20 protein-coding genes are annotated in these 18,260 nt (G+C 69.8%); 13 read left to right on the plus strand and 7 right to left on the minus strand.

The window, feature by feature from the left end; translation table 11 throughout:
- Nucleotides 1-330: 330 nt before the first annotated feature.
- Nucleotides 331-1,254 (minus strand): mycothiol synthase, encoded by a 924-nt coding sequence (gene mshD / locus OG905_RS21720; protein ID WP_328675458.1) that lies wholly within the window; start codon nt 1,252-1,254, stop codon nt 331-333.
- A 196-nt stretch (nt 1,255-1,450) separates the two neighbouring features.
- Here mshD and OG905_RS21725 point away from each other — a divergent pair, with 196 nt between their 5' ends.
- Both OG905_RS21725 and OG905_RS21730 read left to right on the plus strand, forming a co-directional pair.
- Complete coding sequence (locus OG905_RS21725; RefSeq protein ID WP_328675460.1) at nt 1,451-3,256, plus strand: bifunctional metallophosphatase/5'-nucleotidase; 1,806 nt, start codon at nt 1,451-1,453, stop codon at nt 3,254-3,256.
- Between the two features lie 142 nt (nt 3,257-3,398).
- Nucleotides 3,399-4,268: a phosphatidylinositol-specific phospholipase C gene (locus OG905_RS21730; protein WP_328675462.1), complete on the plus strand. Its 870-nt coding sequence runs from the start codon at nt 3,399-3,401 to the stop codon at nt 4,266-4,268.
- Between the two features lie 45 nt (nt 4,269-4,313).
- Here OG905_RS21730 and OG905_RS21735 read toward each other — a convergent pair whose 3' ends face one another.
- From OG905_RS21735 to OG905_RS21755, 5 genes are all read right to left on the minus strand, one after another.
- Entirely contained in the window at nt 4,314-5,747 is a 1,434-nt protein-coding gene (locus OG905_RS21735) for a sensor histidine kinase (protein ID WP_328675464.1), read from the minus strand.
- Nucleotides 5,744-6,466 carry a response regulator transcription factor gene (locus OG905_RS21740; RefSeq protein ID WP_328675466.1) on the minus strand — a complete coding sequence of 241 codons (723 nt, stop codon included), beginning with the start codon at nt 6,464-6,466 and terminating at the stop codon, nt 5,744-5,746. Before OG905_RS21740 ends, OG905_RS21735 begins: the two co-directional genes overlap by 4 nt.
- Nucleotides 6,467-6,486: 20 nt before the next feature.
- Nucleotides 6,487-7,470 carry a S1C family serine protease gene (locus tag OG905_RS21745; protein ID WP_328675468.1) on the minus strand — a complete coding sequence of 328 codons (984 nt, stop codon included), beginning with the start codon at nt 7,468-7,470 and terminating at the stop codon, nt 6,487-6,489.
- A gap of 280 nt (nt 7,471-7,750) precedes the next feature.
- Nucleotides 7,751-8,773 (minus strand): LacI family DNA-binding transcriptional regulator, encoded by a 1,023-nt coding sequence (locus OG905_RS21750; protein ID WP_328675469.1) that lies wholly within the window; start codon nt 8,771-8,773, stop codon nt 7,751-7,753.
- A 24-nt stretch (nt 8,774-8,797) separates the two neighbouring features.
- Complete coding sequence (locus OG905_RS21755) at nt 8,798-9,601, minus strand: response regulator transcription factor (protein ID WP_328675472.1); 804 nt, start codon at nt 9,599-9,601, stop codon at nt 8,798-8,800.
- A gap of 219 nt (nt 9,602-9,820) precedes the next feature.
- Between OG905_RS21755 and OG905_RS21760 the strand changes: the two genes are divergently transcribed.
- The 8 genes from OG905_RS21760 to OG905_RS21790 all read left to right on the plus strand — a co-directional run bounded on the left by OG905_RS21760 (nt 9,821) and on the right by OG905_RS21790 (nt 15,087).
- Nucleotides 9,821-10,627: an alpha/beta hydrolase gene (locus OG905_RS21760; protein ID WP_328675474.1), complete on the plus strand. Its 807-nt coding sequence runs from the start codon at nt 9,821-9,823 to the stop codon at nt 10,625-10,627.
- A gap of 33 nt (nt 10,628-10,660) precedes the next feature.
- Nucleotides 10,661-10,915 (plus strand): MoaD/ThiS family protein, encoded by a 255-nt coding sequence (locus OG905_RS21765; RefSeq protein WP_328675476.1) that lies wholly within the window; start codon nt 10,661-10,663, stop codon nt 10,913-10,915.
- A 10-nt stretch (nt 10,916-10,925) separates the two neighbouring features.
- Complete coding sequence (locus OG905_RS21770; RefSeq protein WP_328675479.1) at nt 10,926-12,062, plus strand: hypothetical protein; 1,137 nt, start codon at nt 10,926-10,928, stop codon at nt 12,060-12,062.
- 152 nt (nt 12,063-12,214) lie between these two features.
- Entirely contained in the window at nt 12,215-12,964 is a 750-nt protein-coding gene (locus OG905_RS21775; RefSeq protein ID WP_328675481.1) for an LmeA family phospholipid-binding protein, read from the plus strand.
- Nucleotides 12,965-13,207: 243 nt separating this feature from the next.
- A complete protein-coding gene (locus tag OG905_RS39180; RefSeq protein WP_350310325.1) occupies nt 13,208-13,288 on the plus strand; it encodes a putative leader peptide in 81 nt (26 codons plus the stop codon).
- A 142-nt stretch (nt 13,289-13,430) separates the two neighbouring features.
- Nucleotides 13,431-14,276, plus strand: coding sequence for a sulfurtransferase (locus OG905_RS21780; RefSeq protein ID WP_328675482.1), 846 nt, complete (start codon nt 13,431-13,433; stop codon nt 14,274-14,276).
- 42 nt (nt 14,277-14,318) lie between these two features.
- Nucleotides 14,319-14,606, plus strand: coding sequence for a DUF1416 domain-containing protein (locus OG905_RS21785; RefSeq protein ID WP_142217934.1), 288 nt, complete (start codon nt 14,319-14,321; stop codon nt 14,604-14,606).
- A 223-nt stretch (nt 14,607-14,829) separates the two neighbouring features.
- Nucleotides 14,830-15,087, plus strand: coding sequence for a DUF3099 domain-containing protein (locus OG905_RS21790; RefSeq protein ID WP_328675486.1), 258 nt, complete (start codon nt 14,830-14,832; stop codon nt 15,085-15,087).
- Between the two features lie 28 nt (nt 15,088-15,115).
- Here OG905_RS21790 and OG905_RS21795 read toward each other — a convergent pair whose 3' ends face one another.
- A complete protein-coding gene (locus OG905_RS21795; RefSeq protein ID WP_328675489.1) occupies nt 15,116-15,478 on the minus strand; it encodes a DsrE family protein in 363 nt (120 codons plus the stop codon).
- Between the two features lie 103 nt (nt 15,479-15,581).
- Here OG905_RS21795 and OG905_RS21800 point away from each other — a divergent pair, with 103 nt between their 5' ends.
- The 3 genes from OG905_RS21800 to OG905_RS21810 are packed head-to-tail and all read left to right on the plus strand — an operon-like array spanning nt 15,582 to nt 18,051.
- Nucleotides 15,582-16,352: a hypothetical protein gene (locus OG905_RS21800; RefSeq protein ID WP_328675490.1), complete on the plus strand. Its 771-nt coding sequence runs from the start codon at nt 15,582-15,584 to the stop codon at nt 16,350-16,352.
- On the plus strand, nt 16,349-17,152 hold the full coding sequence (locus OG905_RS21805; protein ID WP_328675492.1) for a hypothetical protein: 804 nt from the start codon (nt 16,349-16,351) through the stop codon (nt 17,150-17,152). Before OG905_RS21800 ends, OG905_RS21805 begins: the two co-directional genes overlap by 4 nt.
- A complete protein-coding gene (locus OG905_RS21810; RefSeq protein ID WP_328675494.1) occupies nt 17,149-18,051 on the plus strand; it encodes a hypothetical protein in 903 nt (300 codons plus the stop codon). Before OG905_RS21805 ends, OG905_RS21810 begins: the two co-directional genes overlap by 4 nt.
- Nucleotides 18,052-18,260 lie beyond the last annotated feature (209 nt).

Genomic DNA, 18,260 nt, shown 5'->3' on the forward strand with positions numbered 1-18,260 from the left:
TTTCCCATTTGGGGATGCGGGCACAGCGGGCTGCATTGAGTGAGGGTCGCAAGGTCGTCTTAATGTCCGGTAACGACGACATGACGTGCGGGGAAGCGTGGCGGGTCTCGCGGGGGCGATTCCCCGTGCCCGGCGGCCCCCGTTACGGGGTGTGGCGGCCGTGGCGCCCGCGCAGCAGCCAGGATGCTGGCGCCGGGCGGCCATGGCAAGCCCGTCAGGCGGTTGAGGACGAGGCGCAGCGGCCCGCCCGGTGACCGAGGGGACTGCACAGCGGGCCGCGTCCGGCACCCGGCGACCGGGCCCGGCCGCGCCGCTGTGCGGTGCCCGTCCTCAGGACTCCGTGCGGTACATGAGATCCACTTCGTGCGTCGTGAAGCCGAGGCGTTCGTACACGCTCAGCGCCGCCGCATTGTCCGCGTCGACGTAGAGCATCGCGGTCGGCAGCCCCTGCGCGGCGAGATGCCGCAGCCCGATCGCGGTGAGGGCCTTGCCGAGGCCGCCGCCCTGGGCGTCGGGCCGGATGCCGACGACGTACACCTCGCCGAGGTGCTCCTCGGCGTGCACCTTCGTCCAGTGGAAGCCGATGAGCTCCCCGCCGCGCTCGGCCAGGAAGAAACCCTTCGGGTCGAACCAGGGCTCGGCCTTGCGGTCGTCGAGGTCCCGCTGGGTGAGCGAGCCCTGCTCGGGGTGGTGGGCGAAGGCCGCGGCGTTGAGGGCGAGCCAGGCGGCGTCGTCCTGTCCGGGCACGAAGGTGCGTACGGTCACGCCGGCCGGGAACACCGGCTCGGGAATGTCCAGCAGGCTCAACGGCCGCCGCAGCTGGCGCAGTTCGCGGAAGAGGGTCAGCCCGAGCACCTGCGCGAGATGCCGCGCGGCGGACTTCCCTCCGTGCGCCCACACCCGCAGCCGCTTGCCGGAGGCACCCAGCAACGCGCTGCCCAGTGCCCGCCCGTGGCCGCGTCCCCGGTGCCCGGGGTGCACGACCAGTTCGGCGGCCGGGGCCTCGACGGGGTCGGTGTCCTCCAGCTGCGCGTATCCGACCAGCTCGCCCCCGACGGTGAGCAGCAGATGCCGCACGCCCTCCCGCTTTCCGCCGCGCAGCTGCAGCCGGCCCTGCTCGGAGACGGCCTGCATCCCATCGGCGCGGGCGGCTTCGGCGAGCATGCCGAGCACGGCTTCGGCCTGCTCGGGGCTGAGCTCGTCCACGGTCTGGATCTGCCGACCGGGCTCCGGAAACACTGCGTCAGTGGTCATGTGTCGAGCGTACGGCGGGAGGTGGCGGCCGCGGGATCTGCGGGGTTCGGCATTTTGACCCGTGGTGCGAAGATCCGCCCAATCTGGCGCGAAAGCAATCTGGTCGTAACCCGGATACCCCTGTCGCGCTACGCGCGTTGACTCTAGGCTGCCGCTCGCATTCCCTTACGCCACGCTGAAACTGACAAGGGGACAGATGTCAGCGACACCGCACAAGACCCGCCGCCGCGTACTCGCCGCACTCGCCGGGCTGACCACCGTCGGCGCGCTGGTCGCCGCGATGCCCGCAGGCGCCCAGGAGAGCGGCCACGGACACGGACACGGCCATGGATACGGCCGCACCGTGGACGTACAGCTGCTGTCCTTCAACGACTTGCACGGAAACCTGGAGCCGCCCGCCGGCTCGGCCGGGCGTGTCACCCACACCAATGAGGACGGCACGACCAAGACCATCGACGCGGGTGGGGTCGAGTACCTCGCCACGCATCTGCGCGAGGCCCGCAAGGACAACAGGTACTCAATCACCGCCGCCGCGGGCGACATGATCGGCGCCTCGCCGTTGCTCTCAGGGCTCTTCCACGACGAGCCGACCATCGAGGCGCTGAACAAGCTCAAGCTCGACGTCACCTCCGTCGGCAACCACGAGTTCGACGAGGGCGCCCGCGAGCTCGCCCGGATGCAGAACGGCGGCTGTCACAAGACCGACGGCTGCTACGAGTCGGGCACGACGTTCGAGGGCGCGGACTTCCCGTATCTCGCCGCCAACGTGACGAAGGAGAAGACCGGCAAGCCGCTGCTCGACCCCTACTTCATCTGGAAGAAGAACGGGGTCAAGATCGGCTTCATCGGGGTGACCCTGGAGGGCACGCCGAACGTCGTCACCGCCGAGGGCGTCAAGGGCCTGAAGTTCGGCGACGAGGTCGAGACGATCAACAAGTACACCAAGGTGCTTGAGCGCAAGGGCGTCAAGTCGATCGTCGCCCTGATCCACGAGGGCGGCATGCCCGCCTCCACGTCGTACAACTACAACTGCGACAGCCCCGGCCCCGGCGACGGCGTCTCGGGCCCGATCGTCGAGATCGCCAAGAAGGTCAGCCCGCAGGTCGACGCCCTGGTGACGGGCCACACCCACCAGGCGTACGCGTGCACCATCCCGGACCCGTCCGGCAAGCCGCGCACGGTCACCTCGGCCGCCTCGTTCGGCAAGCTCTACACCGACACGACGCTCACCTACGACCGTCGTACCAACGACATCGTCCGTACGGCCGTGGCCTCCGCGAACCACGTCGTCACCCGTGACGTGGCCAAGGCCGAGGACATGACGGCGCTGATCCAGCGGTGGAACAAGCTGGCCGCGCCGATCGCGAGCCGCCCCGTCGGCTACATCTCCGCCGACATCGAGAACCCCCTCGACGCGGCCGAGAAGCCGCTGGGCGATCTGATCGCGGACGCGCAGCAGGAGGGTCTCGCCCCGGCGGACAAGGGGGGCGCGCAGATCGCCTTCATGAACCCGGGCGGCATCCGGGCGGGCCTGGTTCACAAGGCGTCCGGCAGTGAGGGCGACGGTGTGGTGACGTACGGCGAGGCATTCACCGTGCAGCCCTTCACCAACATGATGAATGTCGTCGACCTGACCGGCGCGCAGCTGATCACCGCGCTCAAGCAGCAGGTCAGTGGCGCGAATCAGGCGGCCCCGAAGATCCTCCAGGTGTCGAAGGGCTTCACCTACACCCTGGATCTGACGAAGACCGGCGCCGACCGGATCGTCGACTCCTCGGTCAAGCTCAACGGCGAGGCGATCGACCCGGCGAAGACCTACCGGGTCGCGATGAACGAGTTCCTGGCGGGCGGCGGTGACGGCTTCCCGGTGCTCAAGGAGCACAAGAACAAGCTCGTCGGCGCCTCCGACCTGGACATCCTCATCGCCTACCTGGCCGCGCACTCCAGCGCGAGCGCGCCGCTGGCGCCGCCGGCGATGGGCCGGATCTCCGTCGTGAAGTAGCAGAACTCGGCGGGACGGTGGGGCGGCGGGCCACGGGGCTGCCGCCCCACCGGCATTCCCGGACACGGCCTGATTCAGCCGTTGGTTACTGGCCAGTCCTGAGCCTGTGCTTCTTGACGTGACCCCGCCATAATCCCGGACCATGGACCGACGGAGCTTTCTCGCGGGCGCGGCAGCTGTCTCCGCCACCGCACTCATCGGCGCACCCCCCGCCTTCGCCGCACCCCGCCGCACCCTGTCCGCGCAGGACTGGATGTCGGGCAGCGCGGACAGCACCGCCCTCGCGCGGCTGACGATCCCCGGCACCCACGACTCGGGCGCGCGCTTCGGCGGGCTCTGGGCCGAGTGCCAGAACACCACCATCGCCGACCAGTTGAACAGCGGCATCCGGTTTCTGGACGTACGGTGCCGGGTCACCGGTGACTCGTTCGCCATCCACCACGGCGCGGCCTACCAGAACCTGATGTTCGGCGATGTGCTCATCGCCTGCCGGGACTTCCTGAACGCCCACCCCTCCGAGACGGTCCTCATGCGCGTCAAGCAGGAGTACTCGCAGGAGAGCGACGCGACCTTCCGCCGCGTCTTCGACACCTACCTCGACACCAAGGGCTGGCGCCCGCTGTTCCGCATCGGCGACGGACTGCCGTCGCTGGGCGAGGCCCGCGGCAAGGTCGTCCTCATCGCCGACAACGGGGGACTGCCCGGCGTCAAATGGTGGGACAGCGGGGTGTTCGACATCCAGGACGACTGGAACGCCGCGCCCAACGCCAAGTACCCCAAGATCGAGGCGCACTTCCGCAAGGCGGCCCAGCAGCCCGGGAAGCTGTTCATCAACTTCGTCAGCACCTCCGCGTATCTGCCGCCGCGCTGGAACTCCGACAACCTCAACCCCAGGGTCCACTCCTTTATCAACGGCTCTGAGGCGAGCGGCTGGAAGGGGCTCGGCATCGTGCCGCTGGACTTCCCCAACACCCGCTCGGGGCTGGTCGATTCACTGATCAGGCACAACTAGGTCCTGTCCGGTCGATCGAGCCCGGCAAGATCGGCCGGACAGGGCCTAGTCACCGGGCGGTGGGGTCGCCGCGCCCGGCAGGCGGATCACGGCGCGAGTACCGCCGCCCGCCGCCGGGCCCAGCGAGATCTCACCGCCCGACTGCTGCACCGTTCGGGCCACGATCGAGAGCCCGAGCCCCGAGCCGGGCAGCGCACGGGCCGACGGCGAGCGCCAGAACCGCTCGAAGACATGCGGGAGTTCATCAGGCGGAATGCCCGTACCGTGATCCCGCACGGTCAGCTCGCCCTGGCGCAGTCCGACCTCGACCGTCCCGCCCGGCGGCGAGAACTTCACCGCGTTGTCCAGGACATTGACCAGCGCCCGCTCCAGCGCGGCCGGCTCCGCCCGTACGTACCAGGGCGACAGCTCGGCCTCGAAACTCAGCTCCGGACCGCGCAGCCGGGCCCGCTCCAGCGCGGCCTGAGCGATCTCGTGCAGGGCGACCACCTTCAGCGGCCCCCGGTCCACCGCATCGGGACGCGAGAGCTCCTGCAAGTCGCCGATGAGCGCGGCCAGTTCCGTCATCTGCGCCTTGACCGAGGCCATCAGCGCGGCCCGGTCCGCGGGCGGGATCGCCCGGCCCGTCGCGTCGCTGCGCGCCAGCAGCTCGATATTCGTACGCAGCGAGGTCAGCGGCGTACGCAACTCGTGCCCGGCGTCCGCGATCAGCTGCGCCTGCCGGTCGCGGGAACTGGCGAGCGCGGCGGTCATCGAGTTGAAGGAGCGCGACAGCCGGGCGATCTCGTCCTCGCCCTCGACCGGGATGCGCACGGTCAGATCCTCGGTACGGGCGACATGCTCGACGGCCCCGGTGAGCCGGTCGACGGGCTTGAGCCCGGTCCGCGCGACCCACAGGCCGGCGAGACCCGCGCCGACGACACCGATGCCGGAGACGATGAGGAGCAGGAGGGCGAGATCGTTGAGGGTGCCTTCGGTTTCCTTGAGGGGGTACCCGATCATCAGGGCCGTGTTCGGGACGACGCCATTGGCCGGACCCTGTACGACGGCTGCGACAGTGAGCACACGGACGTCGTTGCCTCGGGTGTCCGTGCCGTTGCGGAAGGTCCAGACGGTCGGGTCGGCGTTCTGGGCCACGTCCTGGTCAGTGCTTTCCACCTTGATGGTGCCCGCCGCATCGAGGGAGACGCACGGTTTGTCGCTGCCGCCCCGGACGAGCTGGAGGTACCCGAGCGGCTTGGGCCGGTAGCCGGTCCGGGCCGCCGGGGTCTGTGAGCACTCTTGCAGTGCGAGGGCGATCTGGTCGGCCCGCAGGGGAGCGTTCTCGGCCTTCAGCCTGGAGTCGATCTCGTCGTACAGCTTGCCGCGTACGACGAACCAGCACGCCGTGGAGACGGCGGCGACCGCCACCGCAACGGCGACCGCCACCAGCAGCGCCAGCCGCGACCGCAGCGGCAGCGCACGGAACTTACCGATCACTCCGGGCCGCCCGACCGCAGCGCGTACCCCACGCCGCGCACCGTGTGGACCAGGCGGGGCTCCCCGGCCGCCTCCGTCTTGCGCCGCAGATACATCACATACACATCCAGCGAATTCGAACTGGGCTCGAAGTCGAAGCCCCACACAGCCTTGAGAATCTGCTCACGGGTCAGCACCTGACGCGGATGCGCCAGGAACATCTCGAGCAGCGTGAATTCGGTACGGGTCAGCTCCACCCGGCGCGTGCCGCGGTGGACCTCGCGGGTCGCCAGGTCCATCCGCAGATCGGCGAAGGCCAGTACGTCGTCGTCGATCGCCGCGCCCGCCGTCGTCGCGTACGAGCTGCGCCGCAGCAGCGCGCGGATCCGGGCGAACAGCTCGTCCAGCTCGAACGGCTTGACCAGATAGTCGTCGGCGCCCGCATCGAGCCCGGTCACCCGGTCGCCGACGGTGTCCCGCGCGGTCAGCATCAGGATCGGCGTCGTGGACCCGGCGGCGCGCAGCCGGCGGGCCGCGGTCAGGCCGTCCATCCGGGGCATCTGGATGTCGAGGACGATCAGGTCGGGTGCGTACGCCTCGGCCCGCGTGAGGGCGTCGACGCCGTCGACGGCGACCTCTGTCCCGTACCCCTCGAAGGCGAGCGAGCGCTGGAGCGCCTCACGGACGGCGGGCTCGTCGTCGACGATGAGGATGCGTTCGCCTTCGCGGGGGGTCGTCATGGCTTCAGCCTCGCACGCGCTCAGCTGTTGTCACCGGAGCGCAGGTCGTCCAGGTCGGCCTTGACGGTGTTGACGGGGATGGCGAAGCCGAGCCCGACGCTGCCCGCGGTGGAGCCCGTGGTCGAACTGGGCGAGTACATCGCGGAGTTGATGCCGATGATCTCGCCGTTCATGTTGATCAGGGCGCCGCCCGAATTGCCGGGGTTGAGGGAGGCGTCGGTCTGGATCGCCTTGTACGTCGTCTTCGACGAGCCCGTGTCGCCGTTGAACTGCTGCCCGCCGAACTCGAAGGGCCAGCCCTGGCGGGGGTCCTGCTGCTGACCCGGGTCCTGCTGTTTGGCGACGGTCACGTCGCGGTTCAGGGCGGAGACGATTCCGCTGGTGACGGTGCCCGTCAGACCCTCGGGCGAGCCGATCGCCACGACCTCGTCGCCGACCGCGACCTTGCTGGAGTCGCCGAGTGCCGCGGCCTTGAGGCCGCTCGCCCCCTCCAGCTTGATCAGGGCGAGATCCTTGTCGGGGTCGGTGCCGACGACCTTGGCGGTGTACGTCTTGCCGCTGCTGAGCCGGACCTTCACGGACTCGGCCCCGGCGATGACGTGGTTGTTGGTGATGATCTCGCCGTCGGCGGTGATGATCACGCCGGATCCGGTGGACTGCCCGGCGTTGGAGGTCGCGTTGATCTCCACGATGCTCGGCGAGACGGCCTGGGCGACACCGGCGACGGTGCCCTTGCTGCTCTGGGCGACGGTGGTGCCGGGGACGGCGGAGCCGCTGCTGCCGGTGTTGCTGTCGGTGAGCTGCTGAACGAGCGCGGAGGCGCCGCCGCCGACGACCGCGGCGGCGATGGCGACGGCGGCGATGAGCGCGACGGGCCGCTTGGCCTTGGCCCGCGGGGGCGCGGGGGCGGGCACATGGGACGGGGGCGGGGGGTAGACGCCCGAGTCGTACGGCTGGTGCTGCGGCGGCTGGGGCTGCTGCGGGTAGCTGTAGTTGTCCGTCATGGCGCTTACTGTCGGTCCTGTAGATGAGAGCGACCTGAGGGTGCGCTGAGAAGCCCGACAGAAGTGTTTCCAGGGGTCGTGGGTGCCGTGGGGCCAGGGGGCTTTGGTGGTTGCTCTCCGGTGGGTGGCTTCGCGGGCGAACCGTCCCACGGCGCGAAGCTGCCGCCTCGGGGGTGTGGGTAACCTCCCCCCGGCAGGGGACTGGGGGCGCAGCCCCCAGTTCAGGGAAGGGGCGGGGTGGGGGACAAAACCGCCCGCACCCCGAACCCCCGCGCGAGCCCTACACGCACCCGCACGACCGCCGGATCACCAACCCCGACGGGAACTGCTTCACTCTCTCCCGGCGGGACCCCACCACCCGAAGGCCGTCGTCCAGCACCAGGTCCACCGCCGCCCGCGCCATCGCCGGGCGGTCCGAGGAGACCGTCGTCAGCGGCGGGTCCGTGAGCGCCGCCTCCTTGACGTCGTCGAAGCCCGCGACGGCGAGCTCGCCCGGGACGTCTATCCGCAGCTCCCGCGCCGCCCGCAGTACACCGATCGCCTGGTCGTCCGTCGAGCAGAAGATCGCCGGCGGCCTGTCGGGCCCGGCGAGCAGTTTGAGGGCGACGAGATACGCGTCGTAGCGGTTGTAGGGGGCCTGAAACAACCGGCCCTCGACAGGCCGGCCGGATTCCAGCATCGCCCGCCGCCAGCCCTCGACGTGGTCCGCGACCGGGTCGCCGACCGCCGGGGTGTTCTCGACGCCGCCGAGGCAGGCGACGTACTCGTGCCCGTGCTCCAGCAGATGCCGGGTCGCCAGCTGCGCGCCGCCGATGTCGTCCGTCACGACGGCGACGTCGTCGATCGCCTCGGGCCGCTCGTGCAGGAGCACGACCCGCGCGTCCCATGCCTCGATCTCGGCCGCTGCCCGCTCGCTGGGGCCCTGGCTGACCAGGATCAGCCCGGAGACCCGCATCCCGAGGAAGGCCCGCAGATAGTGGACCTCGCGCTCGTCGCGGTAGTCGGAGTTCCCGACGAGGACCATTTTTCCGCGCTCGGCCGCGGCCTGTTCCACCGCATGCGCCATCTCGGCGAAGAACGGCTGCCGCGCGTCCGGAACGATCATGCCTATGAGGTCGGTCCGCCGCGATGCCATCGCCTGGGCGACCCGGTCTGGCCGGTAGCCCAGCTCTTTGATCGCGGCGAGTACCCGCTCGCGCGTGGCCGGGGCGACCGGCCTGGGTCCGTTGTTGATGACATAGCTGACGACCGCGGTCGAAGTCCCCGCCAGTCGCGCCACATCGTCCCGCGTCACCTTGGCCACGCGCGGCAGTCTACGCGGGGTGACCTACCTCTGGGCAGGGCGTACGGCTGCTTCATGCTCCTCTGCCGGTTCGTCCGTACGGACTACGGCTTCCGCGGCCGTACGGGCGAGCGCGGCCGCGGCTTTCGCCTTGGCCTCCTCGGCCGCGCGTTCGACCTTCTCCGGTGTGACGAAGCGGTAGCCCACGTTCCGTACGGTCCCGATCAGCGACTCGTGCTCAGGGCCGAGCTTCGCGCGCAGCCGCCGTACGTGCACGTCCACCGTGCGCGTACCGCCGAAGTAGTCGTAGCCCCAGACCTCCTGGAGGAGCTGCGCGCGGGTGAAGACGCGCCCCGGGTGCTGCGCGAGGTACTTCAGGAGCTCGAACTCCTTGAAGGTCAGATCCAGGACCCGGCCCTTCAGCTTCGCGCTGTAGGTCGCCTCGTCCACCGACAGGTCGCCGTTGCGGATCTCCATGGGGGAGTCGTCCGAGGTGATCTGCTGGCGGCCCATCGCCAGCCGCAGCCGCGCCTCGACCTCGGCGGGACCCGCTGTGTCGAGAAGCACATCGTCGATGCCCCAGTCCGCGGTGACGGCCGCGAGACCGCCCTCGGTCACGACGAGGATCAGTGGACAGCCGGGTCCGGTGGACCGCAGCAGCTGGCACAGCGACCGCACCTGCGGCAGATCGCGGCGGCCGTCGACCAGGATCACATCGGCACCGGGGGTGTCGACGAGAGCCGGTCCCTCGGCCGGGGCCACCCGGACGTTGTGCAAGAGCAGTCCGAGGGCGGGAAGCACCTCCGTCGACGGCTGGAGGGCATTGGTCAGGAGCAGCAGAGAGCTCATCGCGCCCCACCTGCCCAGGTCGTCCTGCGGTTGTGCACGGTTCGCTCGCCCATAACGTCGGTTCCTCCTCGGTCCCTGCGAGGACGTTGCGGCACTGCTTCGTACGGTGGCTCCCGCGCCCTGAGAGCCTTTGTTTACCTGCCTGTAACAACGGCCGGAAAACACAAAAGGACCCGGGGGCTTCGTTGCCCGGATCCTCTGCCCAGCAGAATAACCCACATGAGTTCCCTGTCAGAGGGTCCATTTCACACTTCGGACGCTTCCTCGACCACTGACGGTCCTCGGCGGGCAATCCTGCGGACCGCTGACGGCGTCCGTATCGAGGCTGTGTACGAGCCGTGCAGCGCGGGTGTCAGCGCGACCGCGATCGTCATCGCACACGGTTTCACGGGGTCCGTGGACCGGCCGTCCGTACGCCGTGCCGCGCGCGTGTTCGCCCAGCGTGCCGCCGTGGTCACCTTCTCCTTCCGGGGCCACGGAGGCTCCGGCGGGCGCTCCACGGTCGGCGACCGCGAGGTGCTCGATCTCGCGGCCGCGGTCGAGTGGGCGCGTGGATTCGGTCACACGAGGGTGGTGACGGCCGGTTTCTCCATTGGCGGCTCCGTAGTGCTGCGGCACGCGGCGATGCACGAGGGGCGCAGAGAGGCGCGCACGGACGCGGTCGCCGCCGTCAGTGCTCCCGCTCGTTGGTATTACCGCGGTACGGCCCCTATGCGGCGGCTGCACTGGGTGGTTACGCGTCCGCTCGGCCGGCTCGTCGGCCGCTACGGCCTGGCCACCCGTATCCATCCCGAGGTCTGGGACCCGGTCCCGCTCTCCCCGGTGGAGTCCGTGCCACTCATCGCGCCGACCCCGCTGCTGATCGTCCACGGCGACCGCGACCCGTACTTCCCGGTCGACCACCCCCGGATGCTGGCCGCGGCGGGTGACGCCGAACTGTGGCTGGAGCCGGGCATGGGACATGCCGAGAACGCGGCCGACGAGGAGCTGCTGGCCCGCCTCGCCGACTGGCTGATCCGCGCGTAGCCCATCATGGAAGCCGACGAAAGGAGTGCCGTCATGGCAGCGGGAACGATCCGCTACTGGGCCGCGGCCAAGTCAGCGGCCGGAGTCGCGGAGGAGCCGTACGCGGCGGGAACGCTCGCCGAGGCGCTCGATGCCGTGCGTGAACGACACCCCGGAGAACTGACGCGCGTACTTCAACGGTGTTCCTTCCTCATCGACGGTGACCCCGTCGGCACCCGCGGCCATGAGACCGTACGGCTTGCCGAGGGCGGCACGGTCGAGGTGCTCCCGCCGTTCGCAGGAGGGTGAAGCGCGCAACATGAGCAGCGATCAGCAGTATCCCTACGGGCAGCAACAGCAGCCCTACCCGGACCAGCAGCCCTACCCGGAACAGCAGCCGTACCCGGAGCAGCAGCCGTATCAGCATCAGCGGTACCAGGTCCCCTACCAGCAGCCGGTCTACGACTCGGGGGCCACGCAGACCTGGGATGCCGAGACCTGGGACACGCAGTACCAGCCGGTCGTGCAGCCCACGCAGCCCGTGCAGCCTGCCGCCCCGGAGGCCGCGTATCTCCCGCCGCAGGCCGCCTACCCGCTGCCGCCGGAGGCCCCGGCCCCGGCGCCCGACCCCGCGGCTGCCTACGTGCCGCCCGCCGCCGCCGACGGATACAGCGCCCCCACCACCCTCGGCAACGCCCGGATCACCGACGCCCAGCGCGCCCGCGCCGAGGGACGCTCGCCGATCATCCCGCCGGGAATGCAGCCCGCCGGGCTGACCGCCGCCCTCGGAATGCTGTTCGCGGTGTGCGCGGCCATCGGCCCGTACGCCCTGCTCGTACCGCTCGTCCTGCTCCAGGCACTCACCGCCGCCGGCTGGTTCCGGCTGAACGGCATGTGGCCCGCCCGGCAGGGCATCGCGCTCGCCTTCGCCGGCGGCCTCGCCGCCGACGCCGTACTGCTCTCCGTGGGCCGCGAGCACGCGCCCGCCGCGATCATCGGCACGCTCGGCGTCTGGGTGCTGCTCACGCTCGTACTGCAGCTGCGCAGCCACGCGGGCGCCGACGAGCGGATGTACGGCCTGATGGCGACCGTCGCATCGGCGGCACTCGCCATCCTCGCCACCGGGCATCTCGCCGCCGCGGAGGACGCCGTGGTCATCGGCGGGATCGCGGTCGCCGTGACCGTCCTGGCCCGCGCGCTGCCCCTGCCGGGTGTCGCATCCGTCGCGCTCACGCTGCTGGCCTCGGCAGGCGCCGGAATCGCGGGCGGCGGTCTGACCGGCATCGGCGCCGAGGGCGCGCTGCTCGGCCTCGTCGCGGGTGTCTGCGCGCTGGTCGGACTGCGCGTCGCGAGCTACGACTACCCCTCCCGCTTCGTCCACCTGACGGCGGGTGTGGCCCTGCCCCTGACCGCCGCGGCCCCCGCCGTCTACCTGATCGGCCGCGCCCTGGTGTGAGCCGCGCCCGGGTGTGACCTGTGCGGTTCCCCCGCCAGGAACCAATGCCCTTGCGCCAATCGTCGATCATTCGACAGAAGGGCGTCGTCCGCACTGGTTTAGGCTCGCGGCGTCACGGGGGGCCGGACGGACAGGGTGGGGGACACCGAGCAATGCGCGCACTGCGAATACTGCTGATCGTCGTCGTGATCCTCGGCGGCATCTTCGTCGCCGCGGACCGGATCGCGGTGAACATGGCCGAGTCCGAGGCGGCCGACAAGATCAAGAGCAGTCAGGGGCTGAGCTCGACTCCCGAGATCTCGATCAAGGGTTTCCCCTTCCTCACCCAAGTCGTGGGCAAGGAACTCGACGAGGTCGACGTCAGCCTCGCCGGCATCACCGCCAGCGCGGGCGGCCGCTCGGTCAACGTCACCGAGGTCAGGGCCGAGCTGCGCAGCGTGAAGATCGACAGCAGCTTCTCCTCCGCCGTCGCGGACCGGGCCGACGGCTCCGCCCGGATCTCCTACGCCGATCTGACGAAGGCCGCGCCCCAGGGCGCCACCGTCAGCTACGCGGGACCCGAGCGGGCCGCGAAGGGCCAGGTCAAGGTCACCGGGCCGCTCACCGACCTGCTGGAGGGCGCGGGCATCAAGGTGCCCGGCGCGTTCAAGGGCCTGCTCAAGGGCCGCACGGTCACCGCGTACAGCACGGTCGGGCTCAGGGGCGGCAGTACGGTCCAGCTGAAGGCCGAGTCGCTGCCGAGGCTGCCGCTGCCGGGCTTCGACGAGAAGCTGCGGCAGATTGTCGACTACGACCTGAAGATCGCCGGGATGCCGTCCAGCATCAAGCTGGACAAGGTCGAGGCGACGGACGCGGGCCTGCGCTTCTCGGGCAGGGGCACGAACGTCTCGCTGGCGGGCTGAATCTCAGCCCGTCCGGCGTTGTGAGGACACGGCCGGAGGCCGGAAAAGCCGGCGGACCGCCTGCATCCCGGCCGCATGGTGAGACGCCTCCGTCCGCTGAGTAGAAAGAACGCGGGCGGATTCGGGGGCCGGGGCGGGCCGGAGCCGTCCGGGGTGCGGTCTCGTTCCATATAGTGGACGATCGCGTCTCAGTATCCGACACGCCGGTGACATGGCGGCCGAACCGTCCCTACGATCGGACACATGAAGCGACAGGCGGATCTCACGAAGCGGCGGGCAGTAGACCTGTGCCGCGTCGCCGCCATGCTCTGTCGCACGTTCTGAGCGGGAGTGCGACTCCCGTATCCCCCGAGCCCTTCGACGTGTTGTCAGGGCCACCCCTCGTGCCGGTAAGCCGCGCGCTGCGCCTACCTGCACACCCTCTCTTCGCACCACCCGCCGCACACTGCCCCGGAGGAGAAAGAGCATGAGCCGCAGCGACGTCCTGGTAGACGCCGACTGGGTCGAGGCCCACATCGAGGACCCGAAGGTCGTCATCGTCGAGGTCGACGAGGACACCGCCGCGTACGACAAGAACCACATCAAGAACGCCGTCCGGATCGACTGGAAGAGCGACCTCCAGGACCCGGTCCGTCGTGACTTCGTCGACCAGGAGGGCTTCGAGAAGCTCCTCTCGGCGAAGGGCATCGCCAACGACGACACCGTCGTCCTCTACGGCGGCAACAACAACTGGTTCGCCTCGTACGCCTACTGGTACTTCAAGCTCTACGGCCACGACAGCGTCAAGCTCCTCGACGGTGGCCGCAAGAAGTGGGAGCTCGACTCCCGAGACCTGGTCGACGGCTCCGAGGTCCCCGGCCGCCCGGCCACCGAGTACAAGGCCAAGGCCCAGGACACCTCCATCCGCGCCTTCCGCGACGACGCCGTCGCCGCGATCGGCAATCTGAACCTGGTCGACGTGCGCTCGCCCGACGAGTTCAGCGGCAAGCTGCTCGCCCCGGCGCACCTCCCGCAGGAGCAGTCGCAGCGTCCGGGCCACATCCCGTCCGCGCGCAACATCCCGTGGTCCAAGAACGCCAACGACGACGGCACCTTCAAGTCGGACGACGAGCTCAAGGCGCTCTACGCCGAGGAGCAGGTCGACCTGGCGAAGGACACCATCGCGTACTGCCGCATCGGTGAGCGCTCCGCGCTGACCTGGTTCGTCCTGCACGAGCTGCTCGGCGTCCAGAACGTCAAGAACTACGACGGCTCCTGGACCGAGTACGGCTCCCTCGTCGGCGTGCCGATCGAGCTCGGCGCCAACAAGTAATCCCTCTCTCCCCTCCCTCCCCGCTCACGAAGGACAGCCTCTATGTGTGGAGCAAAGGCCGGCGGCCCCGACGCTTCGACGATCAAGCCCGGCGAGACGACCATCCAGGGCAGTGTGACCCGTGACGGCGAGCCCGTCACCGGCTACGTGCGCCTGCTGGACTCGACCGGTGAGTTCACCGCCGAGGTCCCGACCTCGGCGACCGGACAGTTCCGCTTCTACGCGGCCGAGGGCACGTGGACGGTGCGCGCGCTCGTCCCGGGCGCCACGGCGGACCGTACGGTCGTCGCGCAGACCGGTGGCCTGGCTGAAGTGGCCATCGCCGTCTGATTTCTCGACGCGCCTCTGGCACCGCTCGGCGCCGGGGCGCCTCACGGGCTTCGAGCCGCTGCGCCGACGTCACATCAGTCGCTCCGCGACGGGCGTCCGTCGGATTCCGGTAGCTCGTAGCTCCGCTTACTGGCCGAAGGGCCGCACCCCAGGGGGTTGGACGCTTTCCTGGAACAGGGTGCGGCCCTTCGGTCGTCCCGGTGCGCGGTCGTACGCTGAAGGTATGTACGCGCGGCGCCGTCACGCCTACTTCCTGTTGATGGGCGGATGCCTGGTCCTGTTCGTGTCCGCCTGGGCTTTCGTGCGGCTGTGGTCGATCCCCGCCGCCGTCGGCATGTGCGTCGTCGCCATGGTCATCCCGCCGATCGCCGCGATGGTCGCCAATGCGCGCGGGCCGGGGGACCGCTGGTGGGACGATCCGTCCGGGGACCCGAAGTCCGACGAGTGGTGGGACGAGCTCGACGGCAAGAAGCGTCACTAGAGGCTGTCCGGCGCCCTTTCAGCAGCCCTCAGTAGACGAGCGCCTGGACGCCGTCCGGCATGATCTCGCTGACGAAGACCTGCGCGCCCGCGATCCGTACGCCGTCGAGCACATCCTTCTCCGTGATGTCCCGGCGTGCCGCGCACTGCGTGCAGAGCGTGATCTGTCCCGCCGCCAGGATCGACTCGATCAGATCGGCCAGCGGCGCCGCATGCGGCAGCTCGAACTCCGCCGCCCGGCCCGGCAGCGCGAACCACGCGGACTCGCCGGTCAGCCAGAGCGACACCTCCACGCCGCTGGCGACGGCGACGGCCGCCACCGTGAAGGCCTGCGAGCAGCGTTCGGGCGCGTCGGCGCCGGCGGTCACCTTGATCACGAGCTTTTTCGACATGCCCGAACTGTAATCCCGGGCCGCACAACCCCCTCCGTACCTCGGTGGTCTGTGCTGTGCACAGGTAACGGAATCTGTGTCTCATGTCCCGTGGGGGGACCTTTTGGAAACGCCAGAAATTCGTCCTGAGCGGCAGAAACCGCCGCGCCCGCCGCGCAGGCGGGGTCGTACGACCCTGCTGATCGCGGGCGCGGCGGTGCTCGGTGTGGTCACAGGTGTGGTCACCGGTTACGCCGTCCAGTTCGACCGTGAGCCGACCCCGCTGCCGCCGCTGTCGCAGCCGGACCTGCGTGATGCGAAGACCGTTCCGGCGGGCCCGGGCACCAGCGCGCAGTCGGTCAATGTGAACCGCCGGGTCAAGACCGACGGTGATCTGCGCAAGCTGCTGCTGAAGAAGCCGAAAGGCGCCAAGGCCGACAAGTCGCTGTCCGAGGGCTGGACGAGCCTCGTGGAGTTCGCGCAGGGCTACAAAAAGCCGGATCGTATGTTCGCGGACATGGTGAGCGACGATCCTCGGCGGATCGCGACGACCTCCTGGGAGGAGCGTGGCGAGGTCTTCGTCACCGTCAACCTGATCCAGTTCCGCGACGACGACATCCTCGCCGCCCGCGACTGGGGCATGGGCCAGCAGGCCTACATGTCCTTGGACGACTACGCCGGAAACACCGGCGAGCCCATCCCCGGCAGCGGCAACGGACGGGTCTACGTCTACGACAAGCCCTTCCGCCAGGCGGGATACGAGCCGCTCTACGAGGCCAGGGTCATCGCCCAGCGCGGTGATGTCGTCATGGAGATCAGATACTTGAACAACATCCGCAAGGTCTCCGCGAAGGCCGTGATGTCCCTCGCCAAGCAGCAGCTGGAGCGCCTGTGACCGAGCAGCCGGCCCCACCTGGGACGTCGGAGGCCGGGGAATCGGCCCCGGAAATCCTCGCCACCCCCAAGGAGCCCCGCCGCATCAACCGCAGGCTGGTCGTGGGCGGTTGTGCGGTGCTCGCCCTCGCGGTCGTCGCGGGCGGCAGCGTCTTGGCGCTGGACAGGCTCGGCGAAGCCGACCGCACCGCGCCCACCGTCGTGTGGGCGGATCCGAAGGGCGGGGCAGCGGGGAACGCCAAGGCCGCGCAGCCCAAGGGACTCGCCGCCAGTCTGCTGCCGGTGCCGTACGGCTACGAACTGGGCCCGGACATCGGCGAGTACGGGAATGACGTCGTCCTCAACAAGAGGCAGGCCATCGCCGTGTTCAAGGAGGGCGCGCGCGATCTGCCCTCCGCCCAGCGCAACAAGAGCAACAAGGCTGTCGACAAGCTGAAGCTGCAGGGTGTCGCGATGCGCAGCTACCGGATCGGCGACGGCTCTCTCGTCGTCGAGACGCGGCTCGCGCAGATCCAGAACGCCGGGAAGGGCCGCGAACTGGCCAACTTCCAGAGCGAGTTCGCGAGCGCTCTCGGCATCTTCCGCAAGGGCCCGGCGATCCAGGGCTACAAGAACGCCCGATGCTTCCTGATGCCCAAGAACTCCAAGGAAAAGCTCGACGCCATGTTCTGCAGCGCCTACCAGGGCGATGTCCTGGTGAGCGCGACCGCGTACGGCGTCAAGCCGCTCAACACCATTGAGGCAGCGACGATGCTCTCCAAGCAGCTCGACCTACTGAAGTCTCCCGGGGAGTCCGTGTGACCGGCCAGATGCCTGAGACGCCGCCGATGCCCCCGCTGCCGGAGGCACCGCCCGCGCCCGCGCCCGAGCCCGAGCCCGAGCCCGAGGCGGTCCCCGAGGCGGTCCCCGAGGCGGTCCCCGAGCCCGCGCCCAAGCCCGAGCGCCGGGGGCTGCGTGCCGCGCTCCGCTGGACCGCGGCCGTGCTCGTCTTCGGCTCCCTCGGTGCCGGTGTCGCGTACGGCATCACCGAGCAGACCCGTACCGACGTCCCCGGCCTCAGCACCAAGAACGACGGCCGCTGGGTCTATCCGAAGCTGACGATGCCGGTGCTTCCGGCAGGTGCCGAGCTGCCGTTCGACAAGGGCAACACCGGCCGGATCCACTACGCGAGCCTGAGCGCGCTGCTGCTTCCGGCGCCCGAGGGCGCGAAGGCCGTCCCGGCGGCGGGCGGCGGCAAGAACCTGGTGTCGGCGGACCGTTTCCTCGCGGAGTACCCCGAGGAGGACCGGGCCGGCATGAAGCAGGACCTCACCGACGAGGGTCTGCTCGACATCGCGGCCCGCGGCTGGACCATGCCGGACTCCACGTCGACCCGGATCTACCTGGTGCGCTTCCGGTCGTCCGCCTTCGCCGACTCGTTCTTCGTCAATCACCTCGGAGGGGACCTGGATGCCACCCTTCCGGTCATCGGGGTGGAGGAGAACGCGCCGTTCGACGAGGCGTACCCGTCCGTAGTGATGGTCCCCTCGACGGAGCACGTTGTGTACGACGAGGCGGCACCCCGTGGCCCCCTTCACGTCCGGCACGCGTACATCACGGCGGGCGACACGATCGCGCTGATCGTCCAGTCGAAGAAGGGCACGGCGCCCGCCGTCCCCTTCCACCAGACCGTCGTCCTGCAGAACCAGCTCCTCGGCTAGAACGCCGCCGCGCCAGAGCGCCGGTCCGCTTGCCGCACCTCACGCAGAGGGCCGGGCTCCCACCCATTAGGCTGGGCCCCGGCCCTTTACTGCCCACCCGCTCATCCGAGGAGCACTCCGTGCTTGAGGCATTCTTCGAAGCCCTGCTGGTCCTGGTCTGCGTCGGCGTGCTCGCCTTCACCGGTCTCGCCGTGAAGAAGCTGTACCAG

It is taken from the genome of Streptomyces sp. NBC_00322 (assembly GCF_036147535.1).
Classification (GTDB): domain Bacteria; phylum Actinomycetota; class Actinomycetes; order Streptomycetales; family Streptomycetaceae; genus Streptomyces.

Excerpts from the sequence above, each read along its gene's own strand:
- OG905_RS39180 (WP_350310325.1), top strand. The coding sequence starts at position 13,208 with ATGAAGCGACAGGCGGATCTCACGAAGCGGCGGGCAGTAGACCTGTGC.
- OG905_RS21790 (WP_328675486.1), top strand. The coding sequence starts at position 14,830 with ATGTACGCGCGGCGCCGTCACGCCTACTTCCTGTTGATGGGCGGATGC.
- OG905_RS21730 (WP_328675462.1), top strand. The coding sequence starts at position 3,399 with ATGGACCGACGGAGCTTTCTCGCGGGCGCGGCAGCTGTCTCCGCCACC.
- OG905_RS21755 (WP_328675472.1), bottom strand. The coding sequence starts at position 9,601 with ATGAGCTCTCTGCTGCTCCTGACCAATGCCCTCCAGCCGTCGACGGAG.
- mshD (WP_328675458.1), bottom strand. The coding sequence starts at position 1,254 with ATGACCACTGACGCAGTGTTTCCGGAGCCCGGTCGGCAGATCCAGACC.
- OG905_RS21785 (WP_142217934.1), top strand. The coding sequence starts at position 14,319 with ATGTGTGGAGCAAAGGCCGGCGGCCCCGACGCTTCGACGATCAAGCCC.
- OG905_RS21760 (WP_328675474.1), top strand. The coding sequence starts at position 9,821 with ATGAGTTCCCTGTCAGAGGGTCCATTTCACACTTCGGACGCTTCCTCG.
- OG905_RS21740 (WP_328675466.1), bottom strand. The coding sequence starts at position 6,466 with ATGACGACCCCCCGCGAAGGCGAACGCATCCTCATCGTCGACGACGAG.
- OG905_RS21780 (WP_328675482.1), top strand. The coding sequence starts at position 13,431 with ATGAGCCGCAGCGACGTCCTGGTAGACGCCGACTGGGTCGAGGCCCAC.
- OG905_RS21725 (WP_328675460.1), top strand. The coding sequence starts at position 1,451 with ATGTCAGCGACACCGCACAAGACCCGCCGCCGCGTACTCGCCGCACTC.
- OG905_RS21795 (WP_328675489.1), bottom strand. The coding sequence starts at position 15,478 with ATGTCGAAAAAGCTCGTGATCAAGGTGACCGCCGGCGCCGACGCGCCC.
- OG905_RS21775 (WP_328675481.1), top strand. The coding sequence starts at position 12,215 with ATGCGCGCACTGCGAATACTGCTGATCGTCGTCGTGATCCTCGGCGGC.
- OG905_RS21765 (WP_328675476.1), top strand. The coding sequence starts at position 10,661 with ATGGCAGCGGGAACGATCCGCTACTGGGCCGCGGCCAAGTCAGCGGCC.
- OG905_RS21770 (WP_328675479.1), top strand. The coding sequence starts at position 10,926 with ATGAGCAGCGATCAGCAGTATCCCTACGGGCAGCAACAGCAGCCCTAC.
- OG905_RS21745 (WP_328675468.1), bottom strand. The coding sequence starts at position 7,470 with ATGACGGACAACTACAGCTACCCGCAGCAGCCCCAGCCGCCGCAGCAC.